Source organism: Microcystis sp. M109S1, assembly GCF_020247025.1.
Taxonomy (GTDB): domain Bacteria; phylum Cyanobacteriota; class Cyanobacteriia; order Cyanobacteriales; family Microcystaceae; genus Microcystis.
The window spans coordinates 1-24,996 of record NZ_JADBRW010000080.1 but is presented as its reverse complement, the minus strand read 5'-3'; the positions used below and the strand labels follow the sequence as shown (position 1 = coordinate 24,996).

At 42.5% G+C, this 24,996-nt stretch carries 22 protein-coding genes and 1 pseudogene; 16 read left to right on the top strand and 7 right to left on the bottom strand.

The genetic code is table 11. The features are described from left to right. Positions 1-516: 516 nt before the first annotated feature. Positions 517-1,281 (bottom strand): hypothetical protein, encoded by a 765-nt coding sequence (locus IM322_RS04075; protein ID WP_287672418.1) that lies wholly within the window; start codon positions 1,279-1,281, stop codon positions 517-519. Between the two features lie 310 nt (positions 1,282-1,591). Beyond that, on the bottom strand, positions 1,592-2,332 hold the full coding sequence (locus IM322_RS04070; RefSeq protein ID WP_286824513.1) for a creatininase family protein: 741 nt from the start codon (positions 2,330-2,332) through the stop codon (positions 1,592-1,594). Between the two features lie 74 nt (positions 2,333-2,406). On the opposite strand from IM322_RS04070, the gene IM322_RS04065 reads away from it, so the two are divergent. The 3 genes from IM322_RS04065 (at position 2,407) to phoU (ending at position 5,347) form a co-directional block, all read left to right on the top strand. Beyond that, positions 2,407-3,159, top strand: coding sequence for a response regulator transcription factor (locus IM322_RS04065; protein WP_287076207.1), 753 nt, complete (start codon positions 2,407-2,409; stop codon positions 3,157-3,159). 47 nt (positions 3,160-3,206) lie between these two features. Then, positions 3,207-4,499, top strand: coding sequence for a sensor histidine kinase (locus tag IM322_RS04060; protein ID WP_287672417.1), 1,293 nt, complete (start codon positions 3,207-3,209; stop codon positions 4,497-4,499). A 179-nt stretch (positions 4,500-4,678) separates the two neighbouring features. Continuing rightward, the gene (gene phoU / locus IM322_RS04055) at positions 4,679-5,347 is read left to right on the top strand and encodes a phosphate signaling complex protein PhoU (protein WP_287672416.1); all 669 of its coding nucleotides are present in this window, start codon (positions 4,679-4,681) and stop codon (positions 5,345-5,347) included. A 47-nt stretch (positions 5,348-5,394) separates the two neighbouring features. Here phoU and IM322_RS04050 read toward each other — a convergent pair whose 3' ends face one another. Next, entirely contained in the window at positions 5,395-6,264 is an 870-nt protein-coding gene (locus IM322_RS04050; protein ID WP_287672415.1) for an ABC transporter permease, read from the bottom strand. Positions 6,265-6,576: 312 nt separating this feature from the next. Between IM322_RS04050 and IM322_RS04045 the strand changes: the two genes are divergently transcribed. The 7 genes from IM322_RS04045 to IM322_RS04015 all read left to right on the top strand — a co-directional run bounded on the left by IM322_RS04045 (position 6,577) and on the right by IM322_RS04015 (position 15,383). Further along, complete coding sequence (locus tag IM322_RS04045) at positions 6,577-7,053, top strand: NAD(P)H-quinone oxidoreductase subunit N (protein ID WP_287672414.1); 477 nt, start codon at positions 6,577-6,579, stop codon at positions 7,051-7,053. 177 nt (positions 7,054-7,230) lie between these two features. Next, on the top strand, positions 7,231-8,673 hold the full coding sequence (gene gltX, locus IM322_RS04040; protein ID WP_287672413.1) for a glutamate--tRNA ligase: 1,443 nt from the start codon (positions 7,231-7,233) through the stop codon (positions 8,671-8,673). A 709-nt stretch (positions 8,674-9,382) separates the two neighbouring features. Further along, positions 9,383-10,465: an ATP-dependent 6-phosphofructokinase gene (locus tag IM322_RS04035; protein ID WP_286824505.1), complete on the top strand. Its 1,083-nt coding sequence runs from the start codon at positions 9,383-9,385 to the stop codon at positions 10,463-10,465. 130 nt (positions 10,466-10,595) lie between these two features. Then, positions 10,596-12,008, top strand: coding sequence for a DNA methyltransferase (locus IM322_RS04030; protein WP_287672412.1), 1,413 nt, complete (start codon positions 10,596-10,598; stop codon positions 12,006-12,008). Continuing rightward, positions 11,981-12,979, top strand: coding sequence for a type II restriction endonuclease (locus IM322_RS04025; RefSeq protein ID WP_353737489.1), 999 nt, complete (start codon positions 11,981-11,983; stop codon positions 12,977-12,979). Before IM322_RS04030 ends, IM322_RS04025 begins: the two co-directional genes overlap by 28 nt. 360 nt (positions 12,980-13,339) lie before the next feature. Beyond that, positions 13,340-14,533 (top strand): hypothetical protein, encoded by a 1,194-nt coding sequence (locus IM322_RS04020; RefSeq protein WP_287672410.1) that lies wholly within the window; start codon positions 13,340-13,342, stop codon positions 14,531-14,533. 73 nt (positions 14,534-14,606) lie between these two features. Then, positions 14,607-15,383, top strand: a complete 777-nt coding sequence (locus IM322_RS04015) for an HAD family hydrolase (protein ID WP_287672409.1) — start codon at positions 14,607-14,609, stop codon at positions 15,381-15,383. A 39-nt stretch (positions 15,384-15,422) separates the two neighbouring features. Here IM322_RS04015 and IM322_RS04010 read toward each other — a convergent pair whose 3' ends face one another. Then, entirely contained in the window at positions 15,423-18,050 is a 2,628-nt protein-coding gene (locus tag IM322_RS04010; RefSeq protein ID WP_287672408.1) for a coiled-coil domain-containing protein, read from the bottom strand. Between the two features lie 350 nt (positions 18,051-18,400). Here IM322_RS04010 and trxB point away from each other — a divergent pair, with 350 nt between their 5' ends. Continuing rightward, positions 18,401-19,759, top strand: coding sequence for a thioredoxin-disulfide reductase (gene trxB / locus IM322_RS04005; protein ID WP_287672407.1), 1,359 nt, complete (start codon positions 18,401-18,403; stop codon positions 19,757-19,759). A gap of 114 nt (positions 19,760-19,873) precedes the next feature. Beyond that, positions 19,874-20,704 carry a metal ABC transporter permease gene (locus IM322_RS04000; RefSeq protein WP_287672406.1) on the top strand — a complete coding sequence of 277 codons (831 nt, stop codon included), beginning with the start codon at positions 19,874-19,876 and terminating at the stop codon, positions 20,702-20,704. 117 nt (positions 20,705-20,821) lie between these two features. Here IM322_RS04000 and IM322_RS03995 read toward each other — a convergent pair whose 3' ends face one another. Continuing rightward, the gene (locus tag IM322_RS03995; RefSeq protein ID WP_287672405.1) at positions 20,822-21,043 is read right to left on the bottom strand and encodes a hypothetical protein; all 222 of its coding nucleotides are present in this window, start codon (positions 21,041-21,043) and stop codon (positions 20,822-20,824) included. A 139-nt stretch (positions 21,044-21,182) separates the two neighbouring features. Between IM322_RS03995 and IM322_RS03990 the strand changes: the two genes are divergently transcribed. From IM322_RS03990 to IM322_RS03980, 3 genes are all read left to right on the top strand, one after another. Then, positions 21,183-21,989 carry a TlyA family RNA methyltransferase gene (locus IM322_RS03990; protein ID WP_287672404.1) on the top strand — a complete coding sequence of 269 codons (807 nt, stop codon included), beginning with the start codon at positions 21,183-21,185 and terminating at the stop codon, positions 21,987-21,989. A 189-nt stretch (positions 21,990-22,178) separates the two neighbouring features. Beyond that, positions 22,179-22,385, top strand: coding sequence for a type II restriction endonuclease (locus IM322_RS03985; protein WP_287672403.1), 207 nt, complete (start codon positions 22,179-22,181; stop codon positions 22,383-22,385). A gap of 3 nt (positions 22,386-22,388) precedes the next feature. Beyond that, positions 22,389-22,769 (top strand): cyclic nucleotide-binding domain-containing protein, encoded by a 381-nt coding sequence (locus IM322_RS03980; RefSeq protein WP_287672402.1) that lies wholly within the window; start codon positions 22,389-22,391, stop codon positions 22,767-22,769. Between the two features lie 30 nt (positions 22,770-22,799). On the opposite strand, the gene fmt is transcribed toward IM322_RS03980, so the two are convergent. Then, the gene (gene fmt / locus IM322_RS03975) at positions 22,800-23,777 is read right to left on the bottom strand and encodes a methionyl-tRNA formyltransferase (protein ID WP_287672401.1); all 978 of its coding nucleotides are present in this window, start codon (positions 23,775-23,777) and stop codon (positions 22,800-22,802) included. Between the two features lie 62 nt (positions 23,778-23,839). Next, positions 23,840-24,634, bottom strand: a complete 795-nt coding sequence (pgeF, locus tag IM322_RS03970; RefSeq protein WP_287672400.1) for a peptidoglycan editing factor PgeF — start codon at positions 24,632-24,634, stop codon at positions 23,840-23,842. Between the two features lie 161 nt (positions 24,635-24,795). On the opposite strand from pgeF, the pseudogene IM322_RS03965 reads away from it, so the two are divergent. Then, positions 24,796-24,996: pseudogene (locus IM322_RS03965) on the top strand (DUF4351 domain-containing protein); the annotation flags it as partial.

Below are 24,996 nucleotides of genomic sequence, written 5' to 3'. Positions count from 1 at the left end.
TGTTTTAGGTTATCGGCAGTAATATATCTCTTGCAGAAATCAAAAATCTTCCAAAAGAAAAGAGACAACTTCCTATCCATAAAACCTAAGATTATGTCAAATTTATCTGAGTTCTTAGATATTTTGACCTGATAGCGGTTCGAGAACTTACTTTTGCAGGAGGTCTAAAGATTTTTCTGACTGATTACTGATTACTGATTACTGATTACTGATTACTGATTACTGACTGACAGGGGGACAAGCTGGCTGAACTCCTTACAGCACAAGCTTTTTGGGGTGTTGGAGCGAAAAAGTTCGATGCGGCTCACCCCCCGTTGTTGACAAAGATTTCTAGTAAGCTCGCCCAAACCCCTGATTCTCTCGTTAGCTTTTTGGCTGAAAGCGATGTATCTGTTTGTAACTGAGGAGCCTCAAAACCTTTGTGGACGATGCTTTGAGAGGTCTTGTCCCCCTGTCAGGATTACTGATTACTGATTACTGATGACTGATGACTGATGACTGATGACTGATTACTGATTACAGTCCACCTTGGGGTCCTTGGGGCAGATTGATATTAGAGGGGAAAACCGGGAGTTGTCTTTCCAGAAAGCGTTGAGTGACTAATTCTCGGAAAATCTCTAGATCTTTTTGCCATTGTCCCAGATATTGTTTGAGCAGATTTAATCGATCGCTACCCTCGGCCAGATTATAGTTAAAGTTACCGGCAAATAATAGCGCCGCTAAGGTTTTGCCATCGGGTAATTGCAATTTTGCCTCGTTAATCGCCACGGATAGCTGAGAGGTTTCTAACTGATAAAGTAGATTGATGCTGGCTTGTAGGGGGGCCGTACCGAAATTGTGCCAGGAACCGGGGGCGAGAAGAGTTTCGGTGATATATTTTTTAGCGGCATCGGGGCTACTAGGGAGAGGAACAATACTTTTCGGCGCGATACCCAGGGCTTGATATTCGGCTAAAGGGAGTTTATCTAGATATAAACCAACAATTTCTGGCAGTTTCAGGTTCAGGCTATCGGGAGAGTTAATTATCTCCACAAAGGTAATTTTCCGGGGTTGGGCGACGATGCCGATGCCATTTTGAAAATTAACTTGAGCGTAATTAGGATTGAGTACCGGCTGGCCATTTAATTCCCAGTCGGGGGGAACTATTCCCGAATATTTGAGGAAATCAACCGTTAGCATGGCGGGATTGAGGCTTTTGGCTGTAATTGCGATGGAAAGTTCTTGTATTTCCCGCAAACTAGCCAGAGGTTGATTGGAGTTATTGTCAGTGGTGGCAATCATCAATTTTCTCCTTGGATATTTAAGTTTTGTCTATAGGGTGACAGTTAAATTATTCCGGGTCTCGGAGGCCTAGTCACTAATCAACTTAGACACAGGACAAGAGAGCCATTCTAGATAGGGTTTGCGGCAAAAAGTTTTTCGGTGGTGGCAGGGTGTGGGGTGTGGGGTGTAGGGTTTTACCGATTTTGAGGGGGTCAATTACCTAATTTTCAGGGAAAAAGTCCCTGAATTTTCCCCCCGACCACTGCAAGGGCTGGCACTTTTTGAGGGGAAAAAAGTCTAAAAGTCTTCTACAACAAGGTTTTTAGATTTATTCAGCAAACCCTAGATAAGTATTACTCAATTCTTTCACGGCTAATTCATAGAACCTCTGACCGTGTTCGGGAGTCGCTAAAGCAGGATTGGAACCCATACGACCATCGGGATAATTTTGGCGAAAATTAGCCGCACCGTAAATACCATGACCAGAAGCCACTTTTTCGGATAAAAAGGCGTTTTTAAGACTCTCAGGGTAAAGATACTGAGTTAACGCCACTTCGCTTGGTGTAGCGTGAGAACCCTCCTGATCTCCATACAATTCTTTGGCTAAAAGATAAACTTCTCGCACCATAAACCAATTGGCCACTTGACATTTAACCTCGTTTGTGTTAGGTAAATTAAGGGAATCCAAATGATAATAGGTTTCCGCAAAAGCGGCTTTTAGGGTAGCAATATTACCCCCGTGACCATTAATAAAGAAAAATTGACGAAAACCGGCTCTAGCTAAACAAGTTACATAGTCGAGGATTACTTGAATCAAAGTGCTAGGACGAAGGCTAATTGTACCGGGGAAAGCCGTATGATGTAGGGCCATACCAACATTTAAGGTGGGTGCTACCATTGCTTGTACCTGTTTCCCCACTCCTTTAGCGATCGCCTCCGCACATAGAGCATCTGTACCAATCAGTCCCGTCGGCCCGTGTTGTTCCGTGGAACCGATAGGAATAATAATTCCCTGAGATTGTTCTAGATAGGATTCCACCTCTAACCATGTAGATAACTGTAATAACATTCGGCTCCAGCCTTCCAAGACGAGTGCGGGTTGACAAATTGAGATAAAATTAGGACGAATAATCAAGTATTTTTATGTTAACCCTTGACAACCCCCCCTTGTCGGCGAGTACGAATTTCGTTCCCAATCATCGGATTTTAATCGTTGAAGATGAAGAAGTGATTCGGGATATGATTATTTTGGCTTTGGAAGAAGAAGGTTACGAGGCGCTCGGTGTTAGTGATGGTCGCGCTGCCCTAGAACTACTGCAAAGTCAAGAATCTAATCACGGTGAGTCTCGTTTTGATTTGGTCGTTTTGGATTTAATGTTACCGCAAATCAACGGTCTTGATATCTGTCGTCTGTTGCGCTATCACGGCAATATTATCCCGATTTTAATCTTAAGTGCTAAGGCCAGCGAAACCGATCGAGTTTTGGGTTTAGAAGTGGGTGCCGATGATTATCTGACTAAACCCTTTAGTATGCGCGAATTAGTCGCTCGTTGTCGCGCTCTCATTCGTCGTCAAGGATTTACTTCTCTAGCTGCCGCTCCCGTGCGAAAATTCCGCGATGTTCTTCTCTATACCCAGGAATGTCGGGTGACGGTGCGAGATGAAGAAATTAACCTTTCTCCTAAAGAATTCCGTCTCCTCGACCTATTTATGAGTTATCCGCGCCGAGTTTGGTCAAGAGATCAATTAATTGAACAAATTTGGGGACCAGATTTTTTAGGAGACACTAAAACCGTCGATGTTCACATTCGCTGGTTACGGGAAAAACTGGAAATCGATCCCAGTCAACCAGAATACCTGATTACTGTACGCGGTTTCGGTTATCGTTTTGGCTAGGTGAGCGATTATATTTTCAAGTTTAGCGATCGCTGCTTGCTGGGATAATGACTATTTTCGCTTTTATTTTCGGAGTAGTTTTAGGTTTGAGTATTTGTTACTGGCAAGTCTCACGCTTAAATAGAGAGTTAAAGCGAACCCTGAGCGCTCTCTCGGATTCGGTGGATTTGTCGGCCTCTTTTCCCGTTACCTCCCTGGTGCGTCGAGAATTACAGTTTCTCTCCCAAAGTCTGCAAGAGCGAGAAAAGAGCTTAGAAATTCAGAAATCCTTGCTAGAACGAGCGCCGATCGCCTATCTTCATATAGATGCCGATAATCGACTGCTCTGGTGCAATCAACAGGCAATTACCCTCTTAAAACTCGATCGCTGGCAACCGGAGCAAGTGCGTCTGCTGCTGGAATTAGTGCGCTCCTACGAATTAGATCAATTAATTCAAGAAACTCGCCAAAAACAGAGTCCACAGGTGCAAACTTGGACTTTTTACCCGACTAATTATCCTGTCACCCCCATTAGCGATCGCCAAGTGACTGCTCCTAAATCGATTGCCTTGAAGGGTTACGGTTATCCCTTGCCAGAAGGTGAAATCGCTGTATTTATCGAAAATAGACAGCCTTTAGTGGAATTATCGCAAAATCGCGAGCGAGCTTTCTCTGACTTAACTCACGAGTTACGCACTCCCTTAACCTCCATTTCTCTCCTTACCGAAGCTTTACAGAAACGCCTCCAAGCTCCCGAAAGACGCTGGTTAGAACAAATGGGGAAAGAAGTGGAGCGTTTGAGCCAATTAGTGTGCGATTGGCTAGAAATCAGTCAATTACAAGCGGATGCGGGGCGATATTTACAATACCAGATGATTAATCTACAGGAGCTAATCACCACCGCTTGGCAGACTGTCACCCCTTTAGCGGACCAAAAACAGATTAGCTTAGATTATTCCTCTCCGGTGGATTGGACGCTGGAAGTTGATCACTCTCGTCTGCTGCAAGTTTTCCTGAATCTCTTTGATAATGCCATTAAGTATAGTCCCGATCAGGGGAAAATACGCCTAGAAATTGAGGAAATATCCGATACTATCGGGAAAAAATGGCTAAAAATTGACGTTATCGACAACGGGAAGGGATTTAATGAAGCGGATCTACCCTACGTTTTTGATCGCCTCTTTCGCGGTGATCCTTCCCGCACCCGTCAAAAACAAGGCACAAAGGATTATAGTACCGGTTTAGGTTTATCGATTGCTAAAGAGATTATTCAAGCCCATGGCGGTTCGATCGTCGCTCAAAATGATCCTAACACCGGTGGCGCTCGCCTACAAGTCACTCTGCCCCGTCAAAAAAATTAGGTGAGGTGATGGGTGTGGGGGTATTAGTTGAATTTCCCCCAACCCCCATCCCCAACCCCCAACCCCCAACCCCCATCCCCCAAAAAATCTGTCAAGTTCTCTAGACAACTGTGCAAAATCTAAAATTTTCTTGTTATCACTGTAGAGAAAGAGTAGTTTTATGTTAAGCGAATCCGACCGTGAGCCTATCCAAAGAAACAAATCATCCCGATCGCACCTATTTCGCTCGTTCTCTCCAGCGATTGGAACAGGATGTGCTGAGAATGGGAACCTTGGTCGAAGAATCCTTTCGTCTTAGCCATCAATCCCTTTTTGCTAGGGATTTGGAAATGGCGAAAAAAATCGCCCCCCTCGATCAGGAAATCGATCGCTACTACCGTCAAATCGAGTTAGATTGTGCCACTCTCATGACGCTACAGGCTCCCGTAGCTCAAGATTTGCGGCTGTTAAGTGCTTTTATGCAATTAGTGCGCGATTTGGAGCGTATCGGCGATTATGCCAAGGATTTGGCTGAAATAGCGCTCAAATTATTCGCCTATACTCCTCACGATTGTATGAGTGAGATCGAGGCTATGTCCCACCATGCTCAGTATATGTTAGCCACGAGCCTTGTCGCCCTGGCCGACCTCGATCAAGAAGCAGGTCAAAAGGTCAAAGAACTAGATAATACGGTCGATCGAGCCTATGAGCATCTTTATCACACTCTCGCCCATCAAAGAGATATCAAGGGTGTGGTGGAACCAATCCTGCTGATGGCTTTGCTAATCCGTCATCTGGAACGCATGGCCGATCACGCCACCAATATCGCCCAAAGGGTATCTTACATCGTTACCGGACAGAGAGGCTGAGGATGTGGAGGCCGTGAGATGATTTCTCTCGAACTCTGACCTCGCTTTTAGCGTTTACGACTCAGGGGGTTAAAAATTTCACTTAACCCCTCTCCCAAGAGGGATAAACCCACCACCATCGTGGTCATTGCTAATCCGGGAAATAAAGTGGTCCACCAGATACCTGTAGATAAATCCGCCAAAGCTTCCTTGAGATCATGACCCCATTCCGGCACTTCTTCCGGTAATCCTAAGCCTAAAAAGCCTAAACCGCCTAAAACAAGGATCGCATCCGCCGCGTTGAGTGTAAACAGAACCGGGACACTCTGGACGACATTAAAGAAAAGATATTTTGATAATATACGGCTAGGACTGGCCCCGATCGCTCGCGCTGCTTCGATGAATAACTCATTTTTAACGCTGGCGGTTTGATTTCTGACCACGCGAAAATATTGGGGAATATAGGCAATGCTAACAGCGATCGCCACATTGAGGATACCACGACCCAAGACGAAGGCGAGAGCCACCGATAATAATAACCCCGGCAAGGTGTAGAGGGTATCCATGAGAAAGAGGAGAACGCGATCGATCTTACCCCCCAAATAACCGCTAATTAACCCTAAAGGAACCCCGATGACCAAAGATAATCCTGTGGCCAAAAATACCACGGACAAGGCCGCCCGGGCCCCGAATAGGGTGCGGGAAAAGACATCATAACCGCGCACATTCGTCCCGAACCAATGCCCGTAACTGGGGGCTTGTAGGGGATAATTGCTTAAAATGTCGGTTGAATCCTGAATCAGTCCGATCGCTTGCAGAAGGGGCGAAAACAGGGCAATCAGGATAAAAATAATTGTCAATACCAACCCAACCCCTAGTAGCTTAGTAGTTAGGTTGGGTTTCAGAAAAGGATCGATCGGCAATTTAACAGGAGTCATCGACAAAATTTAGCCATTGCATAGAACGCTAATTGTAGAAGACAAGGCCAACCTGCGACAAGAGCAGGATTTTTTTCAGACAGCCGGGGCCGAAACGACCATAAACCAGAGCAAGACTGCTAAAGCTAAAACAGTTAGTTTAATCAGGATATAAAGCAGTCCGTTGGGATAAAGGAGATCGTGAAACATATTACCTCCTTGGGAGAGTAGCGATTGTCTCTCTCTATCTTTGATCTTAAGTCTTTCTTTGTTCAGCTGACGCACAACTTAACAAAACGTGCGATTATAGGGAAAAAGATTTTTTTACTAGCTATGGCACTACTGACCACGGGAAAACCATTTATTCGCGATCTGGAACAATACGGTGCTTTAGGGGTTTACGCACCCTTAGAAGGGGGTTACGAGGGACGCTATCAAAGACGTTTACGGGCCACTGGTTACAATGTCCTGCATATCACCGCTAGAGGTCTAGGCGATTTAAGTGCCTATCTTACCGGCATTCATGGAGTCCGTCCCCCCCATTTAGGTAAAAAAAATATTGGTCAGGAAGCAGCCGTGGGACCGGTTTATTTTATTCCTCCCATTGCTACCTATCAATTGGAAAATTTACCCCCCAAATCTAAAGGTTTAGTGATTTGGATTATTGAAAGTTTTGTTTTGTCCTCGGAAGAAAAACAATACTTAATTAATCTTAGTCAACAGGAACCCCGGTTAAAATTTGTCCTCGAATTGGGTGGGGAAAGATATTTTCGTTGGCAACCTTTGAGCAAATCTTTAATCGCTGCCTAGAATTACCGAAATAACACGGGTACTAAAATATCTCTCTCTCAACCCCTCTCCCCGGAGAGGGAGACTCCCGCACCCTTTGGTAGCTATTCATTTAATTTTCTTAATTTCGCGAGTTGGCCTAGGTGAATTTGCAATAATATGGGATATCGTTGCCGCAAAAAATCTAGGAGTTAAATCGTGACAGTGAGAGTTCGTATTGCCCCCAGTCCCACGGGAAATTTACACATTGGAACAGCGCGCACAGCCGTGTTTAACTGGCTTTTTGCCCATCATCACCGGGGGAAATTTATCTTGCGCGTGGAAGATACAGATTTAGAACGTTCTCGACCAGAATATACGGAAAATATTCAAGCGGGCCTACAATGGTTAGGACTGAATTGGGATGAAGGTCCTTTTTTTCAAACTCAACGCCTTAATTATTATCGTCAGGCCATTCAAACCCTGCTCGATCGAGGTTTAGCCTATCGTTGTTATTGTACCCCGGAAGAATTGGAAAAAATGCGGGAAGAACAAAAAGCCCGCAATCTTGCCCCCCGTTACGATAATCGTCATCGTTATCTCACCCCCGAACAACAAGCTCAATTTGAGCAAGGGGGGAGAAAAGCAGTAATTCGTTTTATTATTGATGACGATCAAGAAATTATTTGGCAGGATTTAATCCGGGAAAAAGTTATCTGGAAAGGTAGTGATTTAGGGGGAGATATGGTGATCGCTCGTACCTGCGAAAATGCCGAGGAAAACTTTGGTCAGCCTCTCTATAATTTAGCGGTAGTTGTTGATGATATCGATATGGAAATTACCCATGTTATTCGTGGGGAAGATCACATCGCTAATACGGCTAAACAAATTCTTTTATACGAAGCTTTAGGGGCAAAAGTGCCGGAGTTTGCCCACACTCCTTTGATCTTAAATCAGGAGGGTCGTAAGTTATCTAAACGGGATGGAGTCACTTCGATCGATGATTTCCGAAAACTGGGTTTTCTGCCGCAAGCTTTGGTTAATTACATGACTCTCCTCGGTTGGACTCCTCCCGATTCCACTGAAGAAATTTTTACCCTTGAAACGGCCGCTGAAGTGTTTAGTTTAGAACGGGTAAATAAAGCGGGGGCAAAATTTGACTGGACTAAATTGGATTGGATTAATAGTCAATATCTCCATCGTTTAACCGGTGAGGAATTAGTGCCTTTACTTCTCCCCTACTGGCAAGAAGCAGGGTATAATTTTGATGCTGAAACCGATCGAGCTTGGTTGATCGGATTGGCTACTCTCATCGGTCCGAGTTTAACTCGTTTAAGCGATGCCGTCGCCGAAAGTCGCCTACTTTTAACTCCTCTGGCTAATTATAATCAGGAGGCTTTAAGTCAATTACAATTAGAGGGAGTTAAGGATATTATCAAGGATATTCTCGCCGCTATTACTCCCGATTTGACCGGAGAAGTTGCTAAGGGGATTGTTGAGACAACAACTAAAGCCCATCGGGTTAAAAAAGGTCTGGTGATGAAGTCTCTGCGCGCCGCTTTGATGGGGGAGTTACACGGTCCAGATTTAATGCAGTCTTGGCTACTTCTCAATCAAAAAGGTTGGGATATATCCCGTCTTCAGCAAGCAGTAAATAGTTAAATTGATCGGCTATCAGTTATCAGAAAATTTATCGTACATTAGGGTTGACAAATGCCCTAAGATTGCTATATACTTTCTAGTATAATGGGAATCCGTGTCGCCCTGCATACCCTGCTCGTGATCGATTACTGAGGGGATGGGGGCGGATTTTTCGGTTTTGGATCTTCTCGACTTTGTGTGATAATTTTTGCTTATGGAATCCTGAAGTGCTTATCGGGCAGAACTTTTATACTAAATCTGGTTATTAAAAACTGATTATTTATTCCCCCTTTTGCATGAGTGCCTCTCCTGATATTTAGCCTATACCCAACGGATTTAGTATTACTTCCGACTTGATCACTCAATCCAAGCTTTTGGGGGGTTCTACCCCCCAAACCCCCCGTTGGGGGCGTGGCGCCGCCCCCAAACCCCCGCGCATTAGTTTTTCGGTGAGATGCTTACACGCAGCTGCTGACACATCTGTAATCATTTAAGAGTCACTCCCGCAAGTGGAGTGACTCTCCTGATATGTAGCCTATATTCAACGGATTTAGTATTAGGACTATTTTGCGGAAGAAACTATCAGTATAAAACTCGTTTCCACACAGAAACCAGAATATCCCGATTTTTCCCCTAGCTGTCAGGGACGATCTAGAAACTTTCTTAATTTTCAGGCATTATCTGCAACTTTTCCCTAAATATAGATTTGTTAATCTCCTAACAAAAACCTATGGGTGAAAAAAAACGAATTGGACTTCTCACCAGTGGTGGTGACTGTGCGGGTTTAAATGCCGCCATTCGTGCCGTTGTCCACCATGCCAGTGGCAATTATGGCTGGGAAGTGGTGGGTATTCGAGAAGCAACTAACGGATTAATTAACCGTCCCCCAAAAACCACTATCTTTGATATTGAAGGAGTCGATCGCCTGTTGGTGATGGGAGGAACAATTCTCGGTACTACCAATAAGGGGGATCCCTTCGCTTTCCCGATGCCGGATGGAACCCTGATCGATCGCTCTCAGGAAATCATTGACGGCTATCATAGTCTGGGACTGGATGCCCTGATCGGCATCGGTGGCGATGGTAGTCTGGCGATTTTGCGCCGTATTGCCCAACAGGGAGGCATTAATCTGATTGGTATCCCCAAAACCATCGATAATGATGTGGGAGCTACAGAAGTCTCCATCGGCTTCGATACAGCTACTAATATCGCCACAGAAGCCCTCGATCGCCTCCATTTTACCGCCGCTAGTCATAACCGGGTGATGATTCTAGAAGTTATGGGTAGAGATGCCGGCCATATCGCCCTGGCTGCCGGTATTGCGGGGGGGGCCGATATCATTCTCATTCCCGAAATTCCCTACCGATTAGAGAATATCTGCGAGAAGATCCGGCAACGGCAGCGTATGGATAAACAGTTTTCTCTGATTATTGTCTCCGAGGCTGTGCGTACGGAAACCGGCGATCGCCTATCACAAAAGAAAGCCCTAGGGGAAGATCGTCTCGGGGGTATCGGTCGCTATTTAGCCGAAGAAGTTGCCAGGGAAACCGGGGCCGAAACGAGAGTGACTTTCCTGGGCCACATTCAACGGGGGGGTATTCCTTCTCCAATGGATCGCTTACTGGGGGCGGCTTTTGGGGTGGCGGCCGTGGATCTGATTGCCCGGGAAGAATTCGATCGCATGGTGGCCTGGCAAAATCGGCAAGTGGTCAGTGTTCCCATTGAGGAGGCGATTAAAACCTATCGCGTCGTCGATCCCGAAGAAACTTTAGTCAAAACCGCCAGGGGTTTGGGTATTTGTCTAGGGGATTGAGATTAAATCTAGGGGAATCGGTGCGAGAATTAATCCTTAAGTATCGCCCTTTCCCCACTGATTAAAATTACAAGTCAAATAAAGATAAACTCTGATAATTATTTTTCGGCAATTTCGCCAGTAAACCTAAATGATTAATAGTCCAGTTAATGTAGCAGAAAGATTGTTAGAAATCAACAATCTCGATCGAGAGTTATTTAATTATTTTCAAGACAAATTACTTGATTCTGAGCAATTATCTCGTACCCTAGTGAGTTTTCAAGGTAATAAGAATCAACCTATTTATCGCTGGTATAAATATAAAGAGGGTTTTTCCGTTGATCTGATAGTTTATCTTCTAGAAAAATATGGTATCAAACAAGGAAAAATACTAGACCCTTTTGCTGGCAGCGGAACAACTTTATTTGCGGCGGCGTCCAGGGGTTTATCAGCAGATGGAATAGAACTATTGCCGATTGGACAGGAATTAATTATTACTAGACAAATTTTAGAAAATGGCTTAAATAGTGATGATATATATCGTCTAGAGTATTGGTCTAACCATAGCCTTTGGCAACAGGTAGATTACAAAGTTAAGTTATTAGAATTACCAATTACTCAAGGAGCATATCCCCAAGAAAATCAGGCTTGTATAGAAAGTTACTTAGGGTTGATTGCCCAAGAGAATGAGCGAGTGCAAGGGCTCTTAAAATTTGCCTTACTTTCTATTCTCGAATCAATTAGCTATACTAGAAAAGATGGTCAATACCTGCGTTGGGATTATCGTTCTGGGAGACAACAGGGCAAAAATATATTTGACAAAGGGGAAATTTTAGACTTTAAAATTGCCCTCCATAGCAAGTTACGAGAAATTCTCGCAGATTTAGAGCCTAGTCAGCAACAATTGGAACTTTTTTCTAGAGATTATCCTCAGGGAAAAATTCAACTATATCAAGGTTCTTGTCTTGAGATTTTGCCAGAGATTTCCTCAGAAAAATACGATTCTATTATTACTTCTCCTCCTTATTGTAATCGCTATGATTATACTCGTATCTACGCTTTGGAATTGGCTCTATTGGGAATAGATCAACTACAATTAAAACAATTACGTCAACAAATGCTTAGTTGCACTGTTGAAAATAAACCCAAAGAGTTACTAAAAATAAATGAACAATGGTCGCCAGTCATTGCCATAACTGATCGTCAAAAATTATTAGAAAGTGTCCTGGATTATTTAGAGGAATTAAAATCAAGCAAGGCCTTAAATAACCATGGTATTCCTCGGATGATCAGGGGGTATTTTCTGGAAATGTCTTGTCTAATTTATGAATGCTTTCGGGTTATGAAATCCTCTGGTATTTTCTGTATGATTAATGATAACGTTCGTTATGCGGGAGCTAGTATTTCTGTAGATTTAATTTTGTCAAAAATTGCTGAAGAAATTGGATTTAAAGTAGAAAATATTTTAGTAGTTCCTAATGGAAAAGGTAATAGTAGTCAGCAAATGGGATGTCATGGTAGAGAATCTTTAAGAAAATGTATTTATGTGTGGAGAAAGCCTTAATGGAAAAACCCTATCTCTTGCATTTAAACCAAAGTTGTGATTTGGAGACTACCTATGAAGCTATCCGTTCAGGATTTATTGCTCTAGCCTTAGAAAAAAATCAGAGAGCTACTCCTTTAATTGCAGAAGCAAGAACCTTAAAAATTATTGCCCAAACCGTAAACAATCCTAGAGAGTTACTAAACATCCCAGATATTCAAGCGGCTTTATTAACTGCATCGGGAATTTCTGATAAAGCTAAAAATTATTTACATCCCCAAGACAAGGTAGAAGCAATTCAAGAATTAATTGTCAATTTTCTGGAACCTGCGGGGACTAATTTTGTCGAGGAGTTAGTCTATAGATTTCTATTGATTCGGGGTGACACTTTAGGAGGAATCATGAGAAATGCAGGTGGCTCCTTAGCTCAAAGTAAATTTACTCGTTCTCTATTAGCAACTTTAAGAGTAGCAGGGATTGCTTATGATTGGCTCAATTCTAGTAATAATCAATGGAGAGAAGCTGAAGAAATGACACCTAATCTAGAAATCTTGGTTAGAGGTGTTAGCTGGTTAAATAACAGCCAACCAAGAACAATAATTTATAATGTCAATGTTACCCTTGTTAATAACAACAATATTGATTTGTGCCTTTTAAAATGTGATTCGACGCAATTAGCTAATCAAAAAATCAAAAAACAAACCTTACAATCTCCTGATTTATACATTGCTTTGGGAGAATTAAAAGGTGGGATTGATCCCGCAGGAGCAGATGAACATTGGAAAACTGCTCGTACTGCTTTGCAGAGAATTGATGATGCTTTTAGAAAAATCTCTAAGCATCCTTATACTTTTTTTATCGGCGCTGCTATTGAACCAAAAATGGCTAGGGAAATTTATCAGCAATTAGAGACGAAAAAACTCACCAATGCCGGTAACTTAACCAATGATAATCAACTGGTTTCAATTATCCGTTGGCTATGCCATCTTTAACCTAGTTAACATCTACAAAACTACCCCTCAAATAAAGATAAACTCTGATAATTATTTTTCGGCAATTTCGCCAGTAAACCTAAATGATTAATAGTTAATAGTAATAATCTGGTGGCAGGTAACTTTATTTAACTTCATCTCCTCAATCAATTAGTCCAGTAGGGTGGGTTAGCAACGCGTAACCCACCGCAATTATTCCAAATGAATATCATCCTATAGATTAGCAATGCGTAACCCACCATCTCTTGACAAAGAGGATAACTTCTGCATTACCATATCTCGTTCCATCCTGATATTTTCTGAAGCTAGAAGGGTATATTAAGAGAGATTCCGATCAACGCTTATTGAGATCAACCTATCATGCTGATTTACTTTATTCACGGAGTGGCCACAAGAGATGCTAGTTATGCCAATAAATTAATCAAACTAATTGAAGAAGAATGTAAACGCAAAAATCTGCCGATTCCCTACTGTCATGCAGGATTTTGGGGAAATGTTCTCAAAGGAACCGAAAAATTATGGCGAGATATCGAGCAAGAATTACAGACACAAAAACAGAAAAATATTAATTTTAACCCCGAGCAATCCTTTCGCTATCAAAATTTTAGAAAAGAGTATTTATCTTATTTTATCGGTGACGCATTTAGCTATTTAGGCAGCGATCGAGGAACCCAAATTCGCCGCATTATTGCCGATCAATTAATCGATCTTGTTCAAGCTTATCCCCAGGAAACCGAATTACATATAGTCGCCCATTCTTTAGGTACTGTAATCCTTTGGGCTCTGTTATTTTCCGAGCGTTTTGATCCTAAAGATCCCGCTCATGAAATTCGTGATCTTATCGGTAAAGAACGGGGCAAACTTTCCCTATTTAGTGTAACAACGATGGGTTCACCGATCCCATTTTTAAATCTAACTCTAGGCATTGATGCTAATCAAATTGAAAAATTTCTTAGCCAGCATCAAAGTCAGCGTTTGCTCTGGAATAATCTGATCAATTCTTCCGATATTATCGCTTATCCAATTCGTCCTCTTTTTGATTCTATAACCGATGTATCCAAGATTTTGATGAGCGATTATTATCTAGAAGCGACTGGCAATATTTTTGATTCTGTAGAAATTGCTGCCGTAGTCTTGAATTCCCTTAATGCTCATACCTATTACCTAGCATCAGATAAAGTAGCCAAAAATATCGTAGAGACAATTTATTTTAATCAGCAGGATTATAATCATGGCAATAGTTACAGTAATAACACCTGTGTTGATCTTGCCATAGAAAGAATAGCCAAAATATCTGGAGTAACTAAAGATGTGGTAAAAATGAAACCTTTAAAAGAAAAAATATTACTAGAAGGTAAATTTAAAGATGCTAGTGGTTATATTTATTTAAGCTCAGATTTATATCGTGTCCATCATGTTTATATACAGGACAATCATCAAAATATTGTATATGCTGTATATGTGGGCTGGATTCATGCAGAGGGATTGAAAAATTCTGTTACAGAAATCATCAGACAGCTATGTTATGTCAACGATGAAGTAAAGAATAGCTAATAGCGTGATGTCTTGGACAATTTTTTAATTTTCGCTGCGCTATACTGCCATTATTTAGATTAAACCAGCATTTATGAGTCAATCCCCCCGCATTCTAGCACTCGATTTTGATGGTGTTCTTTGTGATGGCATGATCGAGTATTTTCAGATTAGCAAACGCACCTATGAAACCCTTTGGCCGGAAATAATTCCCGAGGATTTTTTCCCTAGGTTTTCGCAACTTCGTCCCGTTATCGAAACCGGTTGGGAAATGCCCTTACTGTTGCGATCGCTCGTTCTCGGTATTCCCGACGAGGAAGCTTTAAATAATTGGCCGTCAATTCGGCAAAATCTGCTAGAAAGGGAGAAAATAGCGAAAAAAGTTCTCTCAAATGCTCTCGATGGTCTTAGGGATCGATGGATTGAGTCGGATCTAGAGTCTTGGTTAGCCTTACATCAATTTTATCAACCCGCAATCGATCGCCTGGCCTCTCTTTTAGACTCGGATTTTTTGGTTTATATTATCACTACAAAAGAAAGTCGTTTTGTCAAGCAATTGTTACAAAAAGTAGCAATTAATTTTCCAGCAGCGAGATTAATTGGCAAGGAAATTAAACAGCCGAAATACCTAACTATTCAGCAAATACTGGCTGATTTACCAGAATCTCCCGCTAATTTGTGGTTTGTCGAGGATCGTCTCGATGCGTTGGAATTAGTGCAGCAACAAGCAGATTTAAACGATGTGGGCTTATATTTAGCCGATTGGGGATATAATACGTCATCGGTGCGGGATTCCTTGTCTGGTGATTCTAGGATTCGGTTGTTGTCCTTGGCACAATTTGAGGGGGATTTCGCGGGATGGAACCCCTAGAATTTTTCCATTGGTAACGGTTCACTATGTCTGATTGCCTCATTGATTAGAAGTCGTGGAGTCGGGTTGATTAGAAGTCGTGGAGTCGGGCGATTTCGCCGCGTTACGCACATTCATGATTCTACCCAATAAATCGAACCAGAAAGGCGCTCCCATACTCAAGGCGATCGCCGTAATCAGCCAACCGAAGAGAACTCGTGGCCATCCCCCTTGTATCTTCACATTGCGATCGATGTTATCCCAGGATGATGCACTAAGTTGAGTTAGCCGGGTGACAACATCTTGGGAATTTTGCGGTATGGGTGGTTTCCCAGTTTGGGATTGTTTGAGTTTGTTAATTTCATCAGTGACTTTCTGTATCTCTTGATTAACTTTCTGGATCTCTTGATCATCATTTAGTTGTTTTCGTAAATCTATCAGAATGTCTTCTTTCTCAAAATCGAAAAGCAGTAATGCTTGTTCTAGCTCTTTTGTTTCCTCTCGTTTCTTGGTCAGAAAATCTTTGTATTTTTTGGAAAAGTCAGCAGGATTATCAAAGCTTTGCTTTAGCGTATTTTTGAAATCTTGATCGATCAAAGAAATCAGTTTTGAACGATTGGGATCTTTGGATAGTGCGGTGACAACTTGATTCAAGCATTCTTTTTCCTGTTCCTTGCAAAGACTTTCATTACTCGCTAAAAACGTAACTAATTCTTGGTTGTTTGTAATCGCTAATTTTTTCGCTTCTCGTTCACCTTCAATTTTTTTAATCTGTTGATCTAGTTCGGATTTATTTTGCTCTAGTGCCGCTTTATTTTGCTCTAGTAACTCTTTCTTGTGTTCTAATGCTAATAGCTCGCTAAAGCTCCAGCCCAATGGTAAGGTTCCCGAATTATTGATGAGTTGCTTAAGTTGAGTTTGTCTACTAGCCTCGTTTAAGCACTTGGGGTTTTCTTTAGGACAGTTAAATATTTGAGGATTTTTTTCTAATTCAGCGATTAGATTCTGACTAAACTCATTATTCGCTTTTGTTAAATGAGTCATCATATTAAAGGTATCGGCATTGGCAACTACGGCGATTAGTAATCCGACTAGAAAAGATAATCCTTTAGCATTTCGTTTGTAAACTCCAGTAGAGCGCTTCTGAACTTCCTCGTAAAGTTTTTTGATATCTTGCTTAAACGTGTCTACATCATTAATGTTGCTCGATAGATTTACTCTATCTATTAATAGAGATTGAGCGGGAGTATAGAAAGTCAGCGTTTCTAGGGTTTTCTTTACTCCGTCTTTATCATTTGGCTGGAATCCTGCATCAGATTCCTTTTTGAGAATATCGATGAGAGTATCGACAAATAAATCGGCATCATCGATATAACCTGGGCCTTGAGAATTTCTAGTATTTCCCGATTTTCTTCGGATTTTCTGCGAGTGACAAAAATTAAATACTCCTACTATGACAAAGAAAATTACCAGAACTATTTGTAAAAAAGGGAAACCAAGTCCCAGCCAAAGACTAATAATCAAAAGAATCAATATTACAGTCGATACTAGATTGAAATAATCCTCCTCATTCCATTTTTTAAGCTTAAATAGAGAAGGGTACATGAAAGAAATTCCCAAGAACGAAAGCCAACGAAAAGCCGTTTGATTGAGGGCGACAATCTGGGGATGTTGATATAACTTTTCTGTGAGGGAATTTACTTTAAGAGGAGACTTGATTTCCCGCTTCTGATCGTCAATATAAAATCGAGATCCTTGTGCTAAGGGCATAACCAGTTGATACACGGGAAATTTTTTGGCAGGGATACTTTTGTCACTGCCACTTTCAGGATCGTTCGGATCGATTTTGACGCTACTAGAATCAATTATTTTTATTTTTGTATCCACCCAAATAAATTCCGCTCCAGTTTCTTTAAATATTTTTCCTCGATCGGCAGTGTCAATTAATCTAACATCTGACTTTTGTATCCACATCTTAGATTCTGAGGGAATCGCTGCCGATGGGGTATAAACTGGACATTTCTCTACCGTCTTGGTATTTACGGCATTGTCTGGTAATTCTTGCTGGTTGGTAGTATCTATCCAGATGAATTTATTACCATTTTCCTTGAAAATTTTGGTACTATCTACTACGGGAGTTAGGATTCGATCTTTTTCTTTTAGCCAAGCAGAAGAGCCTAGGGCGATTTCTCCTACATTGGTATAGACTGGAAATCGAGTTAGATTTTTAACAAAACCTTGTTGAGAAGTATTGGAATCTTCTATGACTTCGGTGACCGATAATTCTTGATTTTTATTAGTCCAAATTACTTCCTTGTCTCCATCTGAAATGATATTTTGATCGTCCTTAATCTCAGAAATTACTAAACCTTCAATCCAAGATTTACCAATTTTGTTTATTTCTTGACCCTGATGTTTTTGCAATCCTTTTTTATCTATAGTCAACTTTTCATCTTGCAAAGAATACTGACTTTCCCAACTGGGCGGACTAAATACCTGAAAACCTTCTGGGTCGGTATACTTTAGTCCATCCTCTCCTAACATCTGGCGGATCGATTGTTTGAGTCGTTTGGCTCTTGCTTCCGAGATAGTTGCTAGATACTCTTGAAGCTCACTGGTTAATAAAGCCAGAATTAAATAGATAAATACGATCGAGATAATCGCTTGTAGAAAAGTTCCTAGGGTCATTTTTGAATCTCCCGTACAAAAGTATGAATAGGAGGACTATAGGGAAAAAATAATCCCTACATCTCGCTAAAAACCGAGACTATACCGAGATAGGGGAAATAACCTATTGTATTGGGGAAAAAATGCGCTCCCGAATACAATCTATTGGTTTAAGTCCATCATTATTATGTCAGTAAAATACCTATTCCTGTGGATCTTTGTCAGAAATATTTACATATTTGCCGTTATTCAGGCACTCGCTCCCGATCTGGCCTCTTTTCCCCTCGATCGAACCCTCAACTTTCCCGTCCCATCGCCGTCTGATGCTGCTATACTAAAAAGCGTAGTCGTTATGAGTTGCATTTACGGTTATGACTGTCGAGAATTTAGTCATTATTGGTTCGGGACCCGCGGGATATACGGCGGCGATTTATGCGGCGCGTGCGAACTTAAAACCCTTGATGTTTGAGGGTTTCCAAGCGGGAGGCATTCCGGGTGGACAATTGATGACCACCACAGAAGTAGAAAATTTCCCCGGTTTTGCCGAAGGAATCACCGGTCCGAAGCTGATGGAAAGAATGAAGGAACAGGCCGAAAGATGGGGGACCCAATGCTATACCGAAGATGTTATCTCGGTGGATTTAAGTCAGCGTCCTTTTACCATTCGTTCCACTGACCTGGAAGTTAAGGCCAATAGTATTATTATCGCCACGGGAGCCACTGCCAAACGCTTAGGATTACCCAGCGAAGCTCAATTCTGGAGTAACGGGATTTCCGCTTGTGCTATCTGTGACGGTGCTACACCGATATTTAGAGAGGAAAACCTCGCTGTGATTGGTGGCGGTGACTCGGCGGCGGAAGAAGCCGTATATTTAACTAAATACGGCTCCCACGTCCATTTATTAATTCGCGGGGAAGCGATGCGCGCCTCGAAAGCAATGCAAGACCGGGTGTTAAATAATCCGAAAGTTACCGTTCATTTTCATACCCAAGCGGTGGATGTGTTCGGTACAGGCAGTAAAATGGCAGGATTACGCATTAAAAACTCGCAAACGGGAGAAATCAGCGAATTAGCCGTTAGAGGGTTATTTTATGCCGTCGGTCACACTCCCAATACTTCCCTATTCCAAGGACAACTAGAATTAGACGAGGTGGGTTATGTGAAAGTCAAACCGGGGACTGTTGCTACCAGCGTCGAGGGGGTTTTTGCCGCAGGAGATGTGCAAGACCACGAATACCGTCAGGCAATCACTGCCGCAGGTACGGGGTGTATGGCGGCGTTATTGGCAGAAAGATGGTTATCGGAGCATAATTTAATCCAAGAATACCGTCAATCAGCCACTTCTGAACATTACGAGACGAAAACTGTTAGCGAAACCCCGGCCGATACGGAGGAAACTTTTGATATTAACAAAACCCGTCACGTTGGGGGTTATGCTTTGCGGAAATTATTCCACGATTGCGATCGCTTGTTAATGGTAAAATATGTTTCTCCCACCTGTGGCCCCTGTAAAACCCTGAAACCGATTTTAGATAAAGTGGTCGATGAGTACGATGGCAAAATTTATTTTGTGGAAATTGACATCGAAGCTGACCCAGAAATTGCCAAAATGGGTCAAGTAACCGGGACTCCCACGGTACAATTCTTTAAGGAGCGGGAATTAGTAAAAGAAATGCGCGGAGTCAAACAAAAAAGCGAATTTCGTCAAGTAATTGAGAGTTATCAATAATCAGTTATCAGTTATCAGTTATCAGTTATCAGATGTGAGTTTTTAGTTTACTGTTTACTGATTACTGTTTACTGAAAAAGCTCCCCACACCCCACACCCCACACCCCACACCCTATGCTAGAGGCCTTACAATTTGATTTTATGCGCCATGCCATCGCCGCAGGAATATTAGTTAGTATTGCCTGTGGGATTGTTGGTACTTTGGTAGTAGTTAATCGCGTGGTTTTTATCAGTGGTGGAATCGCTCACGCTGCCTATGGAGGCATAGGAATCGGTTATTTTTTTGGGATTAATCCCCTGGTGGGGGCGATATTTTTTACCTTTTTTTCGGCTTTAGGCATGGGTTTTTTACAGCGTCGCATCCGGGAGAGATCTGATACTTTAATCGGGGTGATGTGGGCGATTGGTATGGCGATTGGGGTAATTTTTATTGATTTAACCCCCGGTTATAAAGCTGATTTAATGAGTTATCTTTTCGGTAGTATTTTAACTGTACCGAGGGATGATTTATGGATAATGGCGGGCATAGATATATTAATTATCACCTTAGTTAGTATCTTTTATAAAGAGTTGTTAGCCATATCTTTTGATGAAACCTTTGCGATTATTCGCAATATTCCCGTGGAGATAATTTACTTAGGTTTAATGGGAATAACCGCTTTAACTATTGTCGCAGTAATGCAGGTGGTAGGATTAATTATGGTAATTGCTTTACTAACTATTCCCGCCGCTATCAGTGGACAATTTGTTAAAAATATGAAGGGAATGATGATCCTAGCGATTATTTTAGGAATTGTCTTTACTTTAGTGGGTTTGTGGTTATCCTATAGTTTAAATCTCACCTCAGGGGCGACAATTATTTTAGTGGCAGGATCGGGCTATTTAATCAGTCTTGCTTGGAAACCTTTCATCCTAACCATCACCAGAAAAATATCTAATCTTTAAGGCTCTCCCCTAGTTGTGGTGATAAGAACAAGTTATCTAGGGGAGGGGGAAGGCAATTCACCCCCACATTGCCCCACATTAGTTGTTCTCTAGAGGCCAATGGGATAGTCTTGCCAATTATAACCCCAAACGCTCCTTTTGGCGGGCTTTATAGGAGGCTAACAGCCAGATAGAGCCAGAAATCAAAGAAGGAGCAAGGACGAAAAAAGTGGCCATGGTTACGGGATGTTCCCGGGCCCACACCCAATAGATCATCACGGCAAAAATCAAGCCACAGTAAGCTAGTCCTAGAAAGGGGATGCCAATGACCAAAACGGCGAATTGAGTATCTTTATCCATAAAATATCGGGATGGCAGCGAAAATGTAGCTGATGGGTTTCGCTTACCCCTCTCCTTACTTATAATCTTCCTTCTGGGATTGCTTGCGGAAAAATAAGGTATTTTTTAGAATTAGGCGCTGATTATTGGGAGGCCTTCCTTGCCGAAACAAAGATTAGATTTATTATTAGTAGCCAAAAATCTCTGTGATTCCCGTCAACAGGCACAGCGATTAATTCGCGCTGGAGAAGTGAAAGTCAATCACCAAATCATCGATAAACCGGCCACAGAAATCGACCGGTCAGCGGTGATCGAGGTTAAGCAGAAACTGCCCTATTTGTCAAGGGGGGGCGAAAAATTAGCTAAGGCCTTAGAATTGTTTGCCATCGATGTCTGCGATCGCATTTGTTTAGATGGAGGCATTTCCACGGGGGGATTTACCGATTGTCTCTTGCAAAAAGGGGCAAAACGGGTTTATGGGGTTGATGTGGGTTATGGACAAGTGGCGTGGAGTTTACGGCAGGATGAACGGGTTATTTTACTAGAAAGAACTAATTTTCGCTATTTAACCCCGGAAAAGTTATACGGACAGGAAAAACCCGCCGATTTAGCAGTTATGGATCTGTCCTTTATTTCTTTGACCAAAGTTTTACCGACCCTGTGGACGCTATTAAATCCACCGCGAGAAGCGATTTTATTGGTCAAACCCCAATTCGAGGTGGGACGGGAAAAAGTTGGCAAAAAAGGGGTAGTTCGCGACCACCAAGACCAAGCGGGGGCGATTTTTCAGGTTTTACAGGCCGCCGAAGTCTTAGGATGGTTCTATCGGGGTTTAACTTGGTCTCCCATTACCGGACCTGCGGGTAACGTCGAGTATCTTCTCTGGTTATCCACCGATATCGGCCAAGTTAGTCCCAGTTTAGCAGCGATCGCAGAAATCACCCAAGAAGCGATCGAACAGTTTTAAACTAGGTATTTTCTCAAGGAAGTGGGAAGTGGGGGAGATTTTCAGAAAACCCTTGACAAATGGCGAGACTTGCTTTATACTTTATGTATAATCGGAATCCGTGCGCCCATATATATAGGGTTTTTCAGCGAAGATAAGAGAGAAAAAAATAGACTGAAAAATCGGATTGGGTAGGAAGAGGATAAAGGTATGAAGACAGAAATTTTCCCTCCCCGACAAGCATTAAACAAAGCATTTCTGAGAGTCAAACCGAATCTTTGTCAGGTAGAGAAGTTTCAAACCCACCCCCAGACAACTCCTGGGGAGATGGGAGATGTATTCTTACACACAAAAACGATGATCGGGGAGTTCAATATATCGGAAAATGGGAGAGATAACCCGAAAAATTATTGTTAAATCATGTTAAGTCCCGTAGATACGATTAAAATTCTCGAAAATCATCCCGATCGCACTTTTCAAGCTGGTGAAGTTATTTTTGCCGATGGCACGGAGGGCGAGTTAATGTACGGTATTCTTAGCGGAGAAGTGGAGATGTATATCAAGGAACAATTGATAGAAACTCTAGAAAAAGGGGATGTATTCGGAGCAGGATCGCTCCTGCATGGGGATAAACTGCGAGAATCCACAGCTATTGCCAAAACTGATTGTAAATTAGCCTGTCTCAATCAACCGCAGTTTTTATTTGCCGTGCAGGAAACCCCCATGTTTGCGATCGAAGTGTTAAGAAGTTATTCCGATCGCTTTCGCCGGTTGAAAAAAATCTTCACCAGTGAAGCATAGAGGAGCAAAGGAAAGCCATCCCCACCAAAACTATTGACCGAAAATCTCACCGATAGTTAAACGGGAACCATTGACCAAATCCCCACCAGAACGCGGTGATTTTCCCGATAATTGCACTTCTTTTAATAATAATAAACCCTCACCCGTCTGCACTACCGGCCCGAAATTTTTCCAGAGAGCCACGATCGATCCCACTTCTCCGCTTAGATGAGAAAGGTCTTTTGTCTGTAATTCTCGAGGCAGTTGACTAGGATCGTCTAGGGGAATAGTCGCCATCACTTTTAGAGGTTGTCCCCGGAAAGTGGTTAGCGCATGAGGATAAAAACCCCGGACTCGATCGTGAATTCTCCGGCCCGAATCTTGCCAGTGGATTAGATAGTCAGATTTTTGAATTAAAGGGGCATAGGTGGCATCGTCGTTATTTTGAGGAATTGGGGTAATTTCTGCTCGATCGAGCTTAGAGAGGGTTTCTAGGAGCAAATCCGCCCCTATTTGTCCTAGGGTTGCTCCCACCTGTTCGGCATGGTCAAAAAGAGCGATCGGGGTGTAGGCTTTCAGTAGCATCGGTCCGGTATCCATGCCCGCATCCATTAACATGGTGGTAATGCCGGTTTCTTTTTCTCCCCTAGCGATGCACCACTGCACGGGGGCTGCTCCCCGATATTTCGGTAAAATTGAGCCATGAACGTTAATACAGCCTAATCTCGGCATCTCTAGAATTTCTGGGGAGAGAATTTGTCCGTAGGCAACCACCACAAAGGCATCCACCCGCGATTGTCTGAGAAAATCTAAGGTTCGAGCGTTTTTTTTGACACTTTTGGGCTGCCAAACCGGTATTTGCCGTTCTATGGCTATTTGTTTCACCGGTGAGGGGATTAATTGATTACCCCTTCCCCGGCGCTTGTCCGGTTGGGTAACGACGGCAATTACTTCTATATCGGGATTGGCTAATAATTTTTTTAGGGTGGGAACAGCAAAAGTCGGGGTTCCGAAAAAAACAATACGCATGGGAGAGGGGGGGGATTTTTCAGTTATCAGTGAGCAGTAATCAGTGAATGTCCACTGAGTTATTAACGGCTAACTATGCCAGACCATTGAATTTTTTTGGCTTTTTCCCGACGATAGGAGAAAAAATGATCCTCTTGTTGATAGGTACAAAAAGGAGCGATCGCAATTTGTTCATCCCTAATTCCTAACTGTTGTAGTTGATGATAAATCACCCGTCGCACGTCTAAGCGCACTTTTCCTTTTTCCTCGTCAGCAAATAAGGGGGAGGGGGACAGGTTAAATAAATTCGCCAGAATTTGGTCGGGATTGGTTTCTTGGGGGAATAAACTTAAACCCACTTCTGCGGCAACTTCTGTCTCTACTTGATACACTTCCCCGGCAATTGCCGGCCCCAGGGCCAGCACTAAGTTATCTAAACAACTACCGGAGTTTAATAACTGCTTTACTGCTTTGGGAACTATCCTTTTGGCCGTCCCTCTCCATCCAGAATGAATCGCCACCCCAACACCAGTAGAGCGATCGCCTATTAGTACGGGCGTACAATCAGCACTGGCCACCCAAATCCCTTGACCGGAAGCATCGGTGATAATTCCATCCGCTTCGACAATTTCCGGGTTAGTAATCCCTTGGGGATTTAATAGGCGATCGCCATGTACCTGTTTGACCCGATAAACCGGTACATTTGCCCCCAGAGCAGCCGTAAAAGCTTCCGGGGTTTGGGGGTAATAATGACGGGTAAAAAAGCCGTGGGACCAGTCCTCTAGGAGACTACAGGTAAGATAGGGCAATCCTTGCCATATTTGCCATTGCCACAGAGAAGTCTCGGTTAATCGGACATCGATCGCTACATTGGTCACAGTCTAAACCTCTCTTGCTGCATTAATACCTCGTTCTTTCCTATCCTAGTTCTGAGCTTGGCAAACGGCAACCGGAAGATTATTTATATCTCCGGTAAAAATCAAAAATTGTTGTTAGGGTTAGGAGTCAGTAGCCAGTAGTCTCCGATCAGAAAAATAGTAGAGGAGGAACAAGAGAGAGAGCCATCGATGAATTAGAGAGATTATTGCCGAATAATCCCCTAAAATCGGCTTCTTTAAACTTATTGTATAATCTGAGTAGAAATCTAGAAGCGTTATCGAAAAAAACACAGGAGGATAGGCAGTTTATTATGCGTTTAGCTCCACTTTACCAACAGGATAGAGAACAAGCGGTTCAAGAG